The sequence below is a fragment of the Amycolatopsis sp. QT-25 genome (assembly GCF_029369745.1).
GTDB lineage: Bacteria > Actinomycetota > Actinomycetes > Mycobacteriales > Pseudonocardiaceae > Amycolatopsis.
In genome coordinates this window covers 6,144,978-6,159,047 of the sequence record NZ_CP120210.1, presented here as the reverse complement: position 1 = coordinate 6,159,047, position 14,070 = coordinate 6,144,978, and the positions used below count along the sequence as shown (strand labels likewise).

At 69.3% G+C, this 14,070-nt stretch carries 13 protein-coding genes; 11 read left to right on the top strand and 2 right to left on the bottom strand.

Going from position 1 to position 14,070, the window contains the following annotated elements; all coding sequences use genetic code 11:
• Nucleotides 1–199 precede the first annotated feature (199 nt).
• From gatC to P3102_RS28580, 8 genes are all read left to right on the top strand, one after another.
• Nucleotides 200–499: an Asp-tRNA(Asn)/Glu-tRNA(Gln) amidotransferase subunit GatC gene (gene gatC / locus P3102_RS28615; protein WP_005162012.1), complete on the top strand. Its 300-nt coding sequence runs from the start codon at nt 200–202 to the stop codon at nt 497–499.
• Nucleotides 496–2,010: an Asp-tRNA(Asn)/Glu-tRNA(Gln) amidotransferase subunit GatA gene (gatA, locus tag P3102_RS28610; RefSeq protein ID WP_276363253.1), complete on the top strand. Its 1,515-nt coding sequence runs from the start codon at nt 496–498 to the stop codon at nt 2,008–2,010. The genes gatC and gatA overlap by 4 nt, the downstream gene beginning before the upstream one ends.
• A 1-nt stretch (nt 2,011) precedes the next feature.
• On the top strand, nt 2,012–3,340 hold the full coding sequence (locus tag P3102_RS28605; RefSeq protein ID WP_276363251.1) for an AAA family ATPase: 1,329 nt from the start codon (nt 2,012–2,014) through the stop codon (nt 3,338–3,340).
• Nucleotides 3,340–3,996 (top strand): DUF4276 family protein, encoded by a 657-nt coding sequence (locus tag P3102_RS28600; RefSeq protein WP_276363249.1) that lies wholly within the window; start codon nt 3,340–3,342, stop codon nt 3,994–3,996. The genes P3102_RS28605 and P3102_RS28600 overlap by 1 nt, the downstream gene beginning before the upstream one ends.
• A 25-nt stretch (nt 3,997–4,021) precedes the next feature.
• Nucleotides 4,022–5,527, top strand: a complete 1,506-nt coding sequence (gene gatB / locus P3102_RS28595) for an Asp-tRNA(Asn)/Glu-tRNA(Gln) amidotransferase subunit GatB (protein WP_276363247.1) — start codon at nt 4,022–4,024, stop codon at nt 5,525–5,527.
• Nucleotides 5,520–6,038 (top strand): hypothetical protein, encoded by a 519-nt coding sequence (locus P3102_RS28590; RefSeq protein ID WP_276363245.1) that lies wholly within the window; start codon nt 5,520–5,522, stop codon nt 6,036–6,038. The genes gatB and P3102_RS28590 overlap by 8 nt, the downstream gene beginning before the upstream one ends.
• 68 nt (nt 6,039–6,106) lie before the next feature.
• Nucleotides 6,107–6,802, top strand: a complete 696-nt coding sequence (locus P3102_RS28585) for a cupin (RefSeq protein ID WP_276363243.1) — start codon at nt 6,107–6,109, stop codon at nt 6,800–6,802.
• Nucleotides 6,803–6,828: 26 nt separating this feature from the next.
• On the top strand, nt 6,829–8,226 hold the full coding sequence (locus P3102_RS28580) for a DUF6351 family protein (RefSeq protein WP_276363241.1): 1,398 nt from the start codon (nt 6,829–6,831) through the stop codon (nt 8,224–8,226).
• A gap of 7 nt (nt 8,227–8,233) precedes the next feature.
• On the opposite strand, the gene P3102_RS28575 is transcribed toward P3102_RS28580, so the two are convergent.
• Nucleotides 8,234–9,457 (bottom strand): PQQ-dependent sugar dehydrogenase, encoded by a 1,224-nt coding sequence (locus tag P3102_RS28575; RefSeq protein ID WP_276363239.1) that lies wholly within the window; start codon nt 9,455–9,457, stop codon nt 8,234–8,236.
• Nucleotides 9,458–9,519: 62 nt separating this feature from the next.
• Between P3102_RS28575 and P3102_RS28570 the strand changes: the two genes are divergently transcribed.
• The 3 genes from P3102_RS28570 to P3102_RS28560 all read left to right on the top strand — a co-directional run bounded on the left by P3102_RS28570 (nt 9,520) and on the right by P3102_RS28560 (nt 12,076).
• Entirely contained in the window at nt 9,520–10,425 is a 906-nt protein-coding gene (locus P3102_RS28570; RefSeq protein ID WP_276363237.1) for a 2-hydroxyacid dehydrogenase, read from the top strand.
• Between the two features lie 32 nt (nt 10,426–10,457).
• On the top strand, nt 10,458–11,282 hold the full coding sequence (locus P3102_RS28565) for a DUF72 domain-containing protein (RefSeq protein WP_276371395.1): 825 nt from the start codon (nt 10,458–10,460) through the stop codon (nt 11,280–11,282).
• A 254-nt stretch (nt 11,283–11,536) separates the two neighbouring features.
• Nucleotides 11,537–12,076, top strand: a complete 540-nt coding sequence (locus P3102_RS28560; protein WP_276371393.1) for a DoxX family protein — start codon at nt 11,537–11,539, stop codon at nt 12,074–12,076.
• A gap of 127 nt (nt 12,077–12,203) precedes the next feature.
• On the opposite strand, the gene ilvD is transcribed toward P3102_RS28560, so the two are convergent.
• Nucleotides 12,204–14,048 (bottom strand): dihydroxy-acid dehydratase, encoded by a 1,845-nt coding sequence (gene ilvD / locus P3102_RS28555; RefSeq protein WP_276363235.1) that lies wholly within the window; start codon nt 14,046–14,048, stop codon nt 12,204–12,206.
• Nucleotides 14,049–14,070: the final 22 nt, after the last annotated feature.

The following is a 14,070-nucleotide window of genomic DNA, read 5'->3' as shown; positions in this document are numbered from 1 at the left end:
GCTACGCCGGGCGCCGATTGTGACAGACCGGACGAGGTAATGGGACCCGACGTCCGGGGCGTGGGATAACGAACCAGGCACTCCTCACCCGACATGGGAGCGCAGGCCGCGGCATAACCCAGTCGAGTAAGCCGACGCCGCCACCATAGACTTGCAGCTTCCGACAGAACCCGCACAGCACACCCCGGGAGTCACCCGCGTGCCCAACATTTCCCGCGACGAGGTCGCGCACCTCGCCAAGCTGGCCAGGCTTGCCGTCACCGAAGAGGAGCTGGACGTCTTCGCAGGCCAGCTCGACCAGATCCTGGACTCGGTGGCCAAGGTGAGCGAGGTCGCAGGCGAGGACGTCCCGCCCACGTCGCACGCCGTGCCGCTGACCAACGTGTTCCGTGAGGACACCGTCCGACCGGGGCTGACCCAGCAGCAGGCGCTGGCCGGTGCGCCCGCCAGCGAAGAGGGTCGTTTCCGGGTGCCGCGGATTCTGGGAGAAGAACAGTGACCGAACTCATCAAACTGACCGCCGCCGACCTCGCGGAGAAGATCCGGTCCCGTGAGGTCTCGGCCGTCGAGGTCGCCCAGGCCCACCTGGACCGGATCGCCGAGGTCGACGACCACATCCACGCCTTCCTGCACGTGGACACCGAAGGCGCGCTCGACGCGGCCCGCGCGGTGGACGCCGACGTCGCCGAGGGCAAGGCGCCGAAGTCGGCGCTCGCCGGGGTCCCGCTGGCGCTCAAGGACGTGCTGACCACCAAGGGCATCCCGACCACGGTCGGTTCGAAGACCCTGGAGAACTGGATCCCGCCGTACGACGCCACCGTGACGCGCAAGCTGCGCGAGGCCGGTGTCGTGGTGCTCGGCAAGACCAACATGGACGAGTTCGCGATGGGTTCCTCCACGGAGAACTCCGCGTTCGGCCCGACGCACAACCCGTGGGACCACGCCCGTATCCCCGGCGGCTCCGGCGGTGGCTCCTCGGCGTCGATCGCGGCGTTCGAGGCCGCGATCGCGATCGGCACCGACACCGGTGGTTCGATCCGCCAGCCCGGCGCGGTCACCGGCACCGTCGGCGTGAAGCCGACGTACGGCGGTGTCTCCCGCTACGGTCTCGTCGCCTTCTCGTCGTCGCTCGATCAGGCCGGCCCCTGCGCGCGGACGGTGCTCGACGCCGCCCTGCTGCACGAGGTCATCGCCGGATACGACCCGATGGACTCGACCTCGATCGACGCGCCGGTCCCGCCGGTGGTCGCCGCGGCCCGCCAGGGTCTCACCGGTGATCTCAAGGGCGTCCGCGTCGGCGTGGTGAAGGAATTCGCCGGCGACGGTTACCAGCCGGGCGTGTTGCGGTCGTTCGAGGCCGCCGTCGAGCAGCTGCGCGCGCTCGGCGCCGAGGTCGTCGAGGTCTCGTGCCCGAACTTCACCTACGCGCTGCCCGCGTACTACCTCATCGCGCCGAGCGAATGCTCGTCGAACCTCGCCCGGTTCGACGCCATGCGCTACGGCCTGCGCGTGTCCGACGACGGCGCGCACAGCGCCGAAGAGGTCATGTCGCTGACCCGCGAGAAGGGCTTCGGCCCCGAGGTCAAACGCCGCATCATGCTCGGCACGTACGCGCTGTCCTCTGGCTACTACGACGCCTACTACGGCTCGGCGCAGAAGGTCCGCACGCTCATCACGCGCGACTTCGAAGCCGCCTACGAAAAGGTGGACGTCCTGGTCTCGCCGACCACGCCGACCACCGCGTTCAAGATCGGCGAGCGCGTCGACGACCCGATGGCGATGTACCTGGCGGACCTCTGCACCATTCCGTCGAACCTCGCCGGCAACGCCGCGATGAGCGTCCCGAGCGGACTGTCGCATGAGGACGGCCTGCCGGTCGGCCTCCAGATCATGGCCCCCGCGATGGCCGACGACCGGCTGTACCGCGTCGGCGCCGCCTACGAGGTCGCACGCGACGCCGCCAACGGTGGCTCGCTGGTGCACGAGGTTCCGGAGCTGGGAAAGGCTTGACTTGCTGACACGTATCGAGATCGACGGCTTCAAGTCGTTCGATCGCTTCGGGTTGGACTTGCCGCCGTTCCTTGTCGTCCTCGGCCAGAACGCCAGTGGCAAGTCCAACCTGTTCGATGCGATCCAGCTCCTGAGCCGCCTCGCTACAGCACCGCGAGTGAAAGAGGTTTTCAACGACCAGCGTGGTGATCTTCTGGAGCAGTTTCGCCGACGTGGCGACGGCACGTTCCTCGGAATGATGAGCTTCGCGGTCGAGCTCACGCTCGAGCCCTCCGTTGTCGACTCCTTCGGCGAGCATGCGGAGATCAATCACACCCGGGTCCGCTACGAACTGCGTGTGGTGCTGACGAAGGAAGACGAGTACGTCTCGCCGATGGTGCTCCAGGAGGTCGCGTACCCGCTCGGCCCGGGCCACACCGAGGTGGCGCGCGATTCGGGCGGCATGAGCACCGGTGAGGTGCCTTCGCCACTGTTGAAGACTCTCGTCCGAGACGGGACGCCTACCTTCGCCCTGTACCGGGCGGGGGAGGAACCCAGGCTCATTCGCGCCGATTCAGCCATGTCCACCGTCTTGTCCAGCATCACCTCCGCGACGGACTTCCCCCATCTGCTGGCCATTCGCAGGGAGCTCGAGTCTTGGCGTTTCCTGCAGCTCGACCCCGTCGCGCTGCGGATGCCTAGCAGGATCGGCCTGTCCGACGAACAGCTGGAGCCGACTGGGGCCAACCTCGCCGCTGTGTTGCATCGGATCCAGCGCGCCACCCGTGACGAGTTCGGGAGCGGGCTCGATGAGATCGCGGTCGATCTGGCCCAGGTAATCCAAGGGTTCAGCGGGGTCGAGGTCAAGGAGAACAAGGCGGCGGGTCAGTGGGAGATCGAGCTGACCACGGGCGACGAAGGCAAAGTCAGTGCACGGGTCGCCTCGGACGGGACGCTTCGGGTGCTGGCTCTGCTCGCAGCCCTGTACGACCCAGAACACCGCGGATTGCTTTGCTTCGAGGAGCCGGAGAACGGCATCTTCCCGCAGCGTCTGCGAAAGCTCATGCACGTGCTCAAGGAGCTGACCGCCGAACCTGGGCCGGGCGAGCCGCTGACCCAGGTGATCTTGACCAGCCATTCGCCCCTGATGCTGGCGGTCCTCGAACCGGAGGACATAGTGGTCATGGATTGGGTGTCGCGTGTCTCGCCCGGTGAGCCCACCAGCCGCGTTTCGCGGGTTCGTGTGCTCGCGGACCAGGCTGGGTCAGGGCTGGAGCCTATGTCCCGCTTCGAGCAGCGGGAGCTTCTGGCGATCACCGAAGACGAAGCCCGTCGGCTCCTGGAGGGCTGATGCGACAACTACGCACCGTTGTCGCCGTCGAAGGGGCGACGGACGACACGTTCTTCAGCCAGTTGCTCGCCCGTGCGCTCGAGGAGATCGGCAGAGAGCGACCAGGCAAAGGTTTCGACGTCGACAGGCCCCTGGTCTTCGAACGTCAAGCCGATACGTGGCGGACGTTCGCCCAGCAGGTGCTGGATCAAACGCCCCGGTTGAACCTGGTCTTCTTCCACTACGACGGAACGGCCAATCCGGATCGAGAAGCTGCGAAAAGCTGGGCTCCGATGATGGACGAGTGGGGCAAGGTCACGAGCGGCAAAGCCGCTGCTCCTTGTTTCGTACCGTTGGTACCGGTCCGGGAGATGGAAAGCTGGGCGCTCGCCGACGTCACCCTGGTCAACGAGCTCGCGGGTGTCGACGTCACGACGACCGGCGTTTTCGAGGTGGATCTGCTTTCGAGGGTGGAGAAACTCACGAATCCCAAGCGCACCCTGGCCGAGGCCCTGCGATCCGGCACGAGGCGAAAGCGCCGAAGCAGGTCCGTCCACGACTATCTGGACACCATCGCCAGGCGGATCCAGCTCGACAGGCTGCGCGCGGTGCCGTCTTTTCATGCTTGGCAAACCGACACCGAAACGGCGCTGCGGCGGATCGGATTCATAGAATGACTTCCAGGACAGTAGGAGGAAAGAAGTGACCGCCGTGGTGGAACTCATGGACTACGCCGACGTCATCGAGCGGTTCGACCCGGTGCTGGGCCTCGAGGTGCACGTCGAGCTGAACACGAACACCAAGATGTTCTGCGGCTGCGCCAACGAGTTCGGCGGCGAGCCGAACACCAAGGTGTGCCCGACCTGTCTCGGCATGCCCGGTTCGCTGCCGGTCGTGAACGGCAAGGCGGTCGAGGGCGCGATCCGCATCGGTCTCGCGCTCAACTGCGAGATCGCGCAGTGGTGCCGGTTCGCCCGGAAGAACTACTTCTATCCGGACATGCCGAAGAACTTCCAGACCTCGCAGTACGACGAGCCGATCGCCTTCGACGGCTACCTCGACGTGACGCTGGACGACGGCGAGGTCGTGCGCGTCGAGATCGAGCGGGCGCACATGGAGGAGGACACCGGCAAGTCGCTGCACGTCGGCGGTGCGACCGGGCGGATCCATGGCGCCGAGCACTCACTGCTCGACTACAACCGCGCGGGCGTTCCGTTGATCGAGATCGTCACCAAGACGATCGAGCACACCGGTGGCCGCGCCCCCGAGGTCGCCCGCGCGTACGTGAGCGCCCTGCGGGATCTGCTGAGCGCGCTGGACGTCTCCGACGTCCGCATGGACCAGGGTTCCCTGCGCTGCGACGCGAACGTTTCGCTGATGGCCAAGGACGCGACCGAGTTCGGCACGCGTACCGAGACCAAGAACGTCAACTCGCTGCGCAGTGTCGAGCGCGCCGTGCGGTACGAGATGACCCGTCAGGCGGCGATCCTCGCCGAGGGCGGCACGATCAAGCAGGAGACGCGGCACTTCCAGGAGGCCGACGGCACCACGTCGCCGGGCCGCACCAAGGAGACCGCCGAGGACTACCGGTACTTCCCGGAGCCCGACCTGGTGCCGATCGCGCCGTCGCGCGACTGGGTCGAGGAGCTGCGCGAGACGCTCCCGGAGATGCCGTCGGAGCGCCGCAAGCGCATCCAGCGGGAGTGGAACCTGACCGACGAGGCACTGCGCGACCTGCTCAACGTCGGCGCGGTCGACCTGGTCGCCGCCACCGTCGAAGCGGGCGCGACGCCGGACGAGGCCCGCAGCTGGTGGGTCAACACGCTGGCGCAGGAGGCCAACTCCCGCGAGATCGAACTGGCGGAGCTGGCGATCACCCCGGCGCAGCTGGCCGAGGTCATCGCGCTGGTCAACTCCGGTGAGCTGACCAACAAGCTGGCCAAGGAGGTCACCCACGGCGTGCTCGCCGGCGAGGGTTCGCCCTCCGAGGTCGTCGAGAAGCGCGGCCTGAAGGTCGTCTCCGACGACTCCGCGCTCATCTCGGCGGTCGACGAGGCGCTGGCCGCGCAGCCCGACGTCGCCGAGAAGATCCGCGGCGGGAAGGTGGCCGCGGCCGGGGCGATCGTCGGGGCGGTCATGAAGGCCACCAAGGGCCAGGCCGACGCCAAGCGCGTGCGTGAACTGATCGTCGAGCGAGTCGGTGCCTGAGTTCGCTGTGCTGTCACCGAAGAAGGTCACCTGGCGTGAGTGGCTCGGCCTCGCGGCCGGGCTGCTCGCGCTGGCGGCCTTGTTCCTGCCGTGGACCACGCTGACCGCGTCGCGCCCGGAGATCGAGGACGTCCTGGCGACGTTGCCCGCCGACGACGTCACGCGGGACGCGTGGCGTTCGGGTTTCCTCGCCTGGGCGCCGGTGTTCCTGGTGTTCCTGCCCGGTCTCGCCGTCGTGCTGTTCGGCCGCGTCGACGCCGTCCGCCGCGCGGGCCTGCCGCATCTGTGGCTGATGGCGGCCATCGGCGCGCTGCTGCTGATGCTGCTCGGCCGGCTCAGCCTCGACTGGCAGTTCGACGCCGACCAGCGCGGGATCCTTTCCGCCGCCGGCGTCGAAATCGGCTCCGGCCTCGGCCGCTACCTCGGCTTGCTCGCCGCCGTCGTCTCCGTGGTCGTCGCGTTCCTCGACGTCCGGCGCCTGCGCGCGGAAACCCGCACCCGCCGCCCCTGACCTTCCCCCGTCTCGCAATCAGTCACCTAATTGCATCGAGAAAGCGCTTTCTTCCCGAGGAGGTCATCGTGTTCCCCCTTCCCGGTGGTATCGGCCTTTCCCATCTTCGCGCCTATGAGTGGGAAGCGGTGGACGGCGTGTGCGGCGGCAGCCCGCATCTGCACCTGGCCTGCACCGAGGCGTACGTCGTCACCGGCGGACGTGGCGCGGTGCAGACCCTCGACGTCGGCGGCTATCGCGAGACCGAACTCGAACCCGGCGTCGTCGCGTGGTTCGCGCCCGGCACGGTCCACCGGATGGTGCAGCGCGACGATCTGCGGATCACCGTGCTCATGCAGAACGGCGGACTGCCCGAAGCGGGGGACGCGGTCTTCACCTTCCCGCCGCGGATCCTCGCCGATCCGCACGCGTACGCGGAGGCCGCCGCGACGCCTGCGGACGACGCCGCCGCCCGCCGTCGCCGCGATCTCGCGGTCGAGGGCTATCTGCCGATCCGCGACGCCCTCGTCTCGGGAGACCCCGGCCCGTTGAGGGAGCTCCACCGCGCGGCCGCCACGCTGGTCGCGCCCAAGGTCGACGCCTGGATCCCGCGCTGGCGCGCCGGTGCGCTGGCCGCCGCCGAGTCGACCGGGGAACACCTGGCAGCGCTCGCGAACGGCGACGTGAGCCACCTCGAGCGGCCGGGCCTCCGGGTGGCCAATCCGTCCAAAGAGGACGGTTATGGCATGTGCGGGCGCCGGACGGAGTACCGCCTTGACATGTGACCATATGGTCACCTATTTTTCCCGGTATGACTCACACCCGCAGGACACTCGTCACCGTGCTCGTCGCGCTCCTGTTCGGGGCGCTGTCCATCGCCACGCCGGCGGCCGCCGAAGAACGCCCGCGCGTTCACGAGGGAACGATCGACGGCGCGGAGTTCCTGGTCAAAGTGCCGAAACGCTGGAACGGCACGCTGGTGCTCTACAGCCACGGGCTCTACGTGGACCCGTGGAAGCCGGCGCGGATCATGCTGGCCACCAGACCCGAGACCGAGTCCTGGCTGCTCGACCGGGGCTACGCGCTGGCCGCGTCGAACTACCAAGGCGTGTTCGGGCACGCGATCGAGGAGGCCTTGACCGATCAGATCGCGCTGCTGGACTGGTTCGGGGCCGAGGTGGGAAAACCGCGGCGGACCATCACCAGTGGGATGTCCATGGGTGCCGTGATCTCCCTGAAGCTGGCCGAGAACAATCCTGACCGGTTCGACGGCGTCCTGACGCAGTGCGGCGAGTACGACGCGAACGGCACGTGGAACAGCGCGCTGGACATGCTTTTCGCGCTCAAGACCCTGCTGGCGTCCGACGCGGACATCGACCTCGTCCGGCCCCGTGATCCGCGGGCCGCGCAGGCGGCACTCGAAGCCGTCGTGGCCGAAGCGCAGAAGACCGAGGCGGGCCGCGCGCGGATCGCGTTGGCCGGGGCGCTCGGTACCATCCCGGGCTGGGCGTCGGCGCACGAACCGGAGCCGAAGGCGTCCGCCGACCGCCTCGCGCAACAGGCGCTCTGGGTCACCGGGGCCCACCTGTACGGCTACGGTCCGTCCGCACGCCCCGAAATCGAACGCCGGGCCGGTGGCAACCCTTCATCGAACACCGGGATCGACTATCGGCGACAGCTCGCTCGCTCTGCCGGGCTCGACCTGGTGCGGCATGCCTACCGGGCGGGCGGCGTGGATCTGGAAGCCGATCTCGACCGGCTCGCCGCGGCCCCGCGGATTTCGGCGGATCCCCAGGCGCAGACCTACATGCACCGCTACACGGTGGCTCGCGGGAGCACGCCGTCACCCGTGCTGACCGCGCACACCACCGGTGACGGCGGCGCCGTCGCGGGGCAGGCCCGGTGGTATGGCGATCAGGTCCGGCACAACGGTGCTCCCGGCCTGCTGCGGCAGACCTACGTCAGCCGGGGTGGTCACTGCTCGTTCAACGCGGCCGAGGAGATCGTCCTGCTGCGCACCCTGCTGTCCCGGGTGGACACCGGCCACTGGCCGTCCACCGATCCGCGCCGGCTCACCGCCGCCGCGACCGCGCTCGGCTCCGCGTATCGACTGGTGCCGGAGCTGTTCGATCCGCAGGGCAAGGAGAAGCCCATGGCGCCGTCGTTCACCCGGTTCACGCCGCCTGCCCAGCCGAGGCCGTCCAGGTGACGGCCGCTCAGTCCTTGCCGCCCCCGCCGGCGCTGGCCGACGGCGTGATGATGACGACGCGGTCGTCGCTCGAAACCGGTGCGCCGCCGTCCTTGTTGAGCGTCCCGGTGATCGCGACCTGCGGGTTGACCATGCTCATCGCGGAAAGCCTGCCGAAGGTCTTCGGCGGCTTGCCGACCTTGCCGTCCATGGCGACGTCGGGTTTCCCGGTCACCGCGCCGTCCGGGGTGACCGGGAGATTCTGCAGGTTGCCCGCGATCGACGTCGTGATGGAGAGATAACCGGTGGCACCGATGAAGTCCGCGCAGCCCGCCACGCCGGGTTTGTCGGTCCAGCTCCACGCCGGGGCGGTCAGCGGCTGGCCGCCCCGGAGCCGGTACAGCACGTCTTTGTCGGCCAGCCGGTCGGTCAGCCACAGGCGCGAACCGGTCTGGTCGCGGCAGATCCCGCCGGGGGAGTGCACGCCGGTCGAGAAGACCGCCGACCCCGGCGTGGGGTTGCCCGCCGCCGGTTTGCCCGAGGTGTCGATGCGCAGCACCTTCCCGGCGAGCGACGCGGCATCGGCGGCGAGTCCGGCGTTGCCCGCGTCGCCGGTGGCGACCAGGAGGGCGCCCTTGGCGTCGGTGCCGAGCGCGCCACGATTGCCGGTGGCGCCCTTGGGGATGCCGGTCAGCACCGGTTTCGGCGCCTGGCCCTTCGCCAGCCGGACGACCCGGTTGTCGGTCGGCGTGGTGATGTAGGCGAAGACGAGCTGGTCTTCGGCGAAACCGGGGGAAAGGGCGAGCGAGGTGAGACCGCCGTCGCCGGAGCCGTCCACCGGGACGGTGGCCCAGGCGGCCGGGTCCTTCTCCACGGCGGCGAGCACGATCCGGCCGCTCTTGCGTTCGCCCGCGAGCGCGCTGGGGGCGGTGCCGTCGCCGGGGATCGCGGCCACGGCGGCGACGGTGTCCAGACAGGTCGCGATGACGGCCTTGTCGAAGTCCTTGCAGCCCTGCGGCGGCGGGACCGGCGTCGGCGTCTGGTTCGGCCCGTTGCCGCGGCCGGGACCGGCGTCGCCCGCTTCACCGCCGGGCCCGACCTGCGGCGGGGCCACGGGGGACGGCGGATTGACCGGGGTGAACTTCTGCCCGGCGGCGGTGTTGTCGAAATCGGCGCAGCCGGAAAGCAGCAGCGCACCGCAGGCCAGCATGGCCAGCGGCGCGGTCCACTTCCGCCGGTACCGGTTACGCACGGGGCAAGCCTAGGTGGGCGTGCGTGAGCCACGGGTAAGCGGCGGTGGCTACCGTGGCGATCATGACAGTGACCGTTCTCGTGCCCGACGAAGTGGGAGTGGCCGCGCTTTCGGAGATCGAAGGCGTGCACCCGGTGGTGTACCGCCACGGCGAGCCGGTGCCGCCCGAAGCCGCCGAGGCCGAGGTCCTCGTGACCGGTGACCGGCCCACCGAGGAACTCTGGCGCGAACTGCCGAACGTCAAACTCGTGCAGCTGCTGGTGGCGGGCGCCGAAGACTGGATCGGCAAGGTGCCGGACGGAGTCCTGCTCTCGACCTGCCGCGGCGCGCACGGCGGCAGCTCGGCCGAATGGGTCGTCGCGGTCCTCTTGGCGATCTACCGCGGTCTCGGCGACTTCGCCGACGGCCTGCGCCGGAAACGCTGGGAACGCCGGACCACCGACACCCTGCAGGGCAAACGGGTCCTCGTCATCGGGGCGGGCGACCTCGGCAGGCATCTGCGCCGCCGCCTGGAGACGTTCGACGTGCGTTGCACGATGGTCGGCGCGAGCGCCCGCGAGGGCGTCCACGGCGTCGACGAACTCCCCGCCCTGCTGCCCGAGCACGACGTCACGGTCCTGATGGTGCCGCTCACCCAGCACACCCGGGGCATGGTCGACGCGGAGTTCCTGGCCGCGATGCCGGACGACGCGATCCTCGTCAACGTCTCGAGGGGCCCTGTCGTGGACACCGGCGCGCTCGTCGCGGAACTCGCTTCGAGGCGATTGCGTGCCGCCCTCGACGTCACCGATCCCGAGCCGCTGCCCGCCGGTCATCCGCTGTGGGACGTGCCGGGACTGCTGCTGACACCGCACGTCGCGGGCTCGGTGAGCGGCAGGCGGCAGCGGGCCTACGCGGTGGTGGCGCGGGAACTGAGCCACTATCTGGGTGGGGAGCTGCCGAAGAACCTGGTCCACGGCGAATACTGACCAGCGTGGTGAATCTTCATATCGGCTGCGCGATGTGGACGCACAAGGCGTGGACCGGGCGGTTCGTGCCGCGGTCGCTGCCCACGGGGGAGCGGCTGCGGGCCTACGCCGGCTGGTGCAACGCGGTCGAGGGCAACACCACCTTCTACGCGACGCCCACCCGGGACACCGTCGCGACGTGGGCACGGCAGACCGATCCCGGTTTCCGGTTCGTGCTGAAGCTGCCCAAGGTCGTCACGCACGAGCGACGGCTCGCCGGTGTCGAGACCGAGATGCGGGCGTTCCTGGACGCGATCGAACCACTCGGCGACCGGGCGGTCCTGTGGACCCAGCTGCCAGGGTCGTTCGGCCCGTCCGACGTCGACACCCTCGGCCGCTTCCTGCGCCGGCTCCCGGCCGGCCGCCGGCGCGCCGTGGAGGTGCGGCATCCCGATTTCCACACCGACGCCCGCTCGACGTCGTTGCTGGAGAGGACACTCGCCCACGCGGACGCCGAGTGGGTGCCGTTCGACACCACGGTCTTCTTTGGAAAACCGCCCGGCAGCGAGGCCGAGCAGGACGCCTGGGGCAAGAAACCCCGGCTGCCGAGGCGGACGCGGGCGCTGACCGACCGGCCGATCGTCCGCTACCTGGGCCGGGACTCGACCGAGGAGACCGTCGAGGGATGGCGGCCGTGGACCGAGGTGGTCGCCGAGTGGCTGCGGGAGGGCCGGTCGCCGACGGTCTTCGTGCACACCCCCGACAACGACGACGCACCGGCGCTCGCCCGCCGGTTCCACGACGACGTGCGCGCCCTGGTGCCCAGCCTCGCCCCGCTGCCCGAGCCCGAAGCGATCGAGCCGGCGACCCTGTTCTGAGCCACCACCGGTCCGGCGGTTCGGCCTCCAGACAAACGACTCGCGTGACTGGACGGACGACACGGCGGCGGAACCGGACTTCGGGCGTGTCGTCCTTCCAATCACGGGTGCCGTCCGTTCCGGCACGGGTGTCGTCCGCCTGAACACGCGTGAAGGCCTTCTCGGCACGGCGGTCGGCGTAGGACGTGGCGCTGGTCGCCTGCCGAGCCGGTTTCGCCTACCCTTCGCCCGTGAGCGATGACTACCAGACCAGCATGATCTCGGACGTGGCCGAACCCGGCAACGGCCCGGCCCCGACGGAGACCCGGGGCGGAATCGACCTCGGTCTGCTCGTCCTGCGAGTGGTGCTCGGCGTGACCATGGGCGCGCACGGGCTACAGCACCTCTTCGGCGCCTTCGGCGGGCCCGGGGTCGGCGGCTTCGCCAGGGTGCTCGGCAACTTCGGCTACACCCAGACCACGCTGCTTTCCTGGATCACCGGGATCAGCGAGGTGGTCGGGGGCGCGCTCGTGCTGGTGGGCCTGTTCACCCCCGTCGGCGCCGCCGCGCTGCTGGGTGTCTGCGCGAACATCGTGTACGTGAAGTTCGGCGGCGGGTTCTTCCAGAAGGAAGGGCAGGGTTTCGAGTTCGAACTCCTGCTCGCCGCGGCTTCGCTCACCGTCCTGCTCGCGGGCTCCGGGCGGATCGCGCTGGACGTCAACACCCCGTGGCGGAAGCGGCCGCTTTCGTTCGGGCTGATCGGTCTTGTGGTGGCGGCGGCCGCTTCGGTCGTGGTGCTCGTCCTCTGCCGCTGACGCTGCCCGCGTTCAGTCCGCTGAATGCGGTTTTGGGCCCACCGCGCGTGCTATGAAAGGTCCTTTCCTTGCAAAATTTGCAAGGAAAGGACCTTTCATAGCAGCCGGATGTACTTGCGAGCGGGGTCTACTTGCTCGGGTCCCGCACCGCGCCGGTGTCGGCCGAAGTCGCCATTCGCGCGTAGGCCCGCAGCGCGGCGGTGACCTTCCGGTCCCGCGAGACCGGCTGCCACGGCCGCTCGCTCGCTTCCATCTTCGCGCGCCGCTCGGCGAGGACGTCCGCGTCGACGAGCAGTTCGAGACGGCGCTCGTGGACGTCGAGCAGGATCCGGTCGCCGTTCCGGACCAGGCCGATCGCGCCGCCCGCGGCCGCCTCGGGTGAGATGTGCCCGACCGAGATGCCCGACGAGCCACCGGAGAACCGGCCGTCGGTGATCAGCGCGCACTTCTTGCCGAGGCCGGAGCCCTTGAGGAACGCCGTGGGGTGCAGCATCTCCTGCATGCCGGGGCCGCCGGCCGGGCCTTCGTAGCGGATCACCAGCACCTCGCCGGGCTGGATCTCCTTCTTGAGGATGGCCGAGACCGCCTCCTCCTGGCTTTCCAGCACCCGTGCCGGTCCCTCGAAGTGCCACAGTTCCTCGTCGATGCCCGCCGACTTGATTACGGCGCCGTTCTCGGCGAGGTTGCCGCGCAGGATCGCGAGCCCGCCGTCCTTGGTGTAGGCGTGTTCGACGTCGTGGATGCAGCCGCCCGCGGCGTCGGTGTCCAAAGAGGACCAGCGGTTCTCGGTGGAGAACGCCTCCGTGGTGCGGACCCCGCCCGGCGCGGCGTGGAACAGTTCGATCGCGCGCGCCGACGGCTCCTTCGCGCGGATGTCCCAAGTGGACAACCAGGATTCGAGATCCGGCGAGTGCACGGAGTGGACGTCGGTGTTCAGCAGGCCGCCGCGGTACAGCTCACCGAGGATGGCCGGGATGCCGCCCGCGCGGTGGACGTCCTCCATGTGGTAGTCCGAGTTCGGCGCGACCTTCGACAGGCACGGCACGCGGCGGCCGATGGCGTCGATGTCGTCGATGGTGAAGTCGACCTCGCCCTCCTGCGCGGCGGCGAGGATGTGCAGCACCGTGTTGGTCGAACCACCCATCGCCATGTCGAGGGCCATCGCGTTCTCGAACGCCTTCTTCGTCGCGATCGAGCGTGGGAGCGCCGACTCGTCGTCGTGGGAGTACCAGCGCTCGCACAGTTCGACGACGGTGCGCCCGGCATCCTCGAACAGTGCCCGGCGGGCGGCGTGCGTGGCGAGGGTGGAACCGTTGCCCGGCAGGGAGAGCCCAAGGGCCTCGGTGAGGCAGTTCATCGAGTTCGCGGTGAACATGCCCGAGCACGAACCGCAGGTCGGGCAGGCCGAACGCTCCACAATGGACAGCCCGTCCTCGTCGACCTCGCTGCTGGCCGACGCGGCGATCGCGGTGATCAGGTCGGTCGGCGCCTGGGCGACGCCGCCGACGACCACGGCCTTCCCGGCTTCCATCGGCCCGCCGGAGACGAACACCACGGGGATGTTCAGCCGCATGGCGGCGTTCAACATGCCAGGGGTGATCTTGTCGCAGTTGGAGATGCAGACGAGCGCGTCGGCCTGATGCGCGTTCACCATGTACTCGACGGAGTCGGCGATGATCTCGCGCGAGGGCAGCGAGTACAGCATTCCGCTGTGCCCCATGGCGATCCCGTCGTCCACGGCGATCGTGTGGAACTCGCGGGCGACCCCGCCCGCCTCCTTCACCGCGCCGGCCACGATCTCGCCGAGGTCCTTGAGGTGCACGTGCCCCGGCACGAACTGGGTGTAGGAGTTCGCGATGGCGACGATCGGCTTGCCGAAGTCGCTGTCGGTCATTCCGGTGGCGCGCCAGAGCGAGCGGGCACCCGCCGCGTTGCGGCCGTGGGTGGTGGTCCGGGAACGGAGTTGAGGCACGGCTGACTCCAAGGTTCGGGAT

What these genes read in the sequence shown, in the direction of transcription:
- P3102_RS28560 (WP_276371393.1), top strand. Translation starts at nt 11,537, where the DNA reads ATGATCTCGGACGTGGCCGAACCCGGCAACGGCCCGGCCCCGACGGAG.
- P3102_RS28570 (WP_276363237.1), top strand. Translation starts at nt 9,520, where the DNA reads ATGACAGTGACCGTTCTCGTGCCCGACGAAGTGGGAGTGGCCGCGCTT.
- P3102_RS28600 (WP_276363249.1), top strand. Translation starts at nt 3,340, where the DNA reads ATGCGACAACTACGCACCGTTGTCGCCGTCGAAGGGGCGACGGACGAC.
- P3102_RS28580 (WP_276363241.1), top strand. Translation starts at nt 6,829, where the DNA reads ATGACTCACACCCGCAGGACACTCGTCACCGTGCTCGTCGCGCTCCTG.
- P3102_RS28565 (WP_276371395.1), top strand. Translation starts at nt 10,458, where the DNA reads ATGTGGACGCACAAGGCGTGGACCGGGCGGTTCGTGCCGCGGTCGCTG.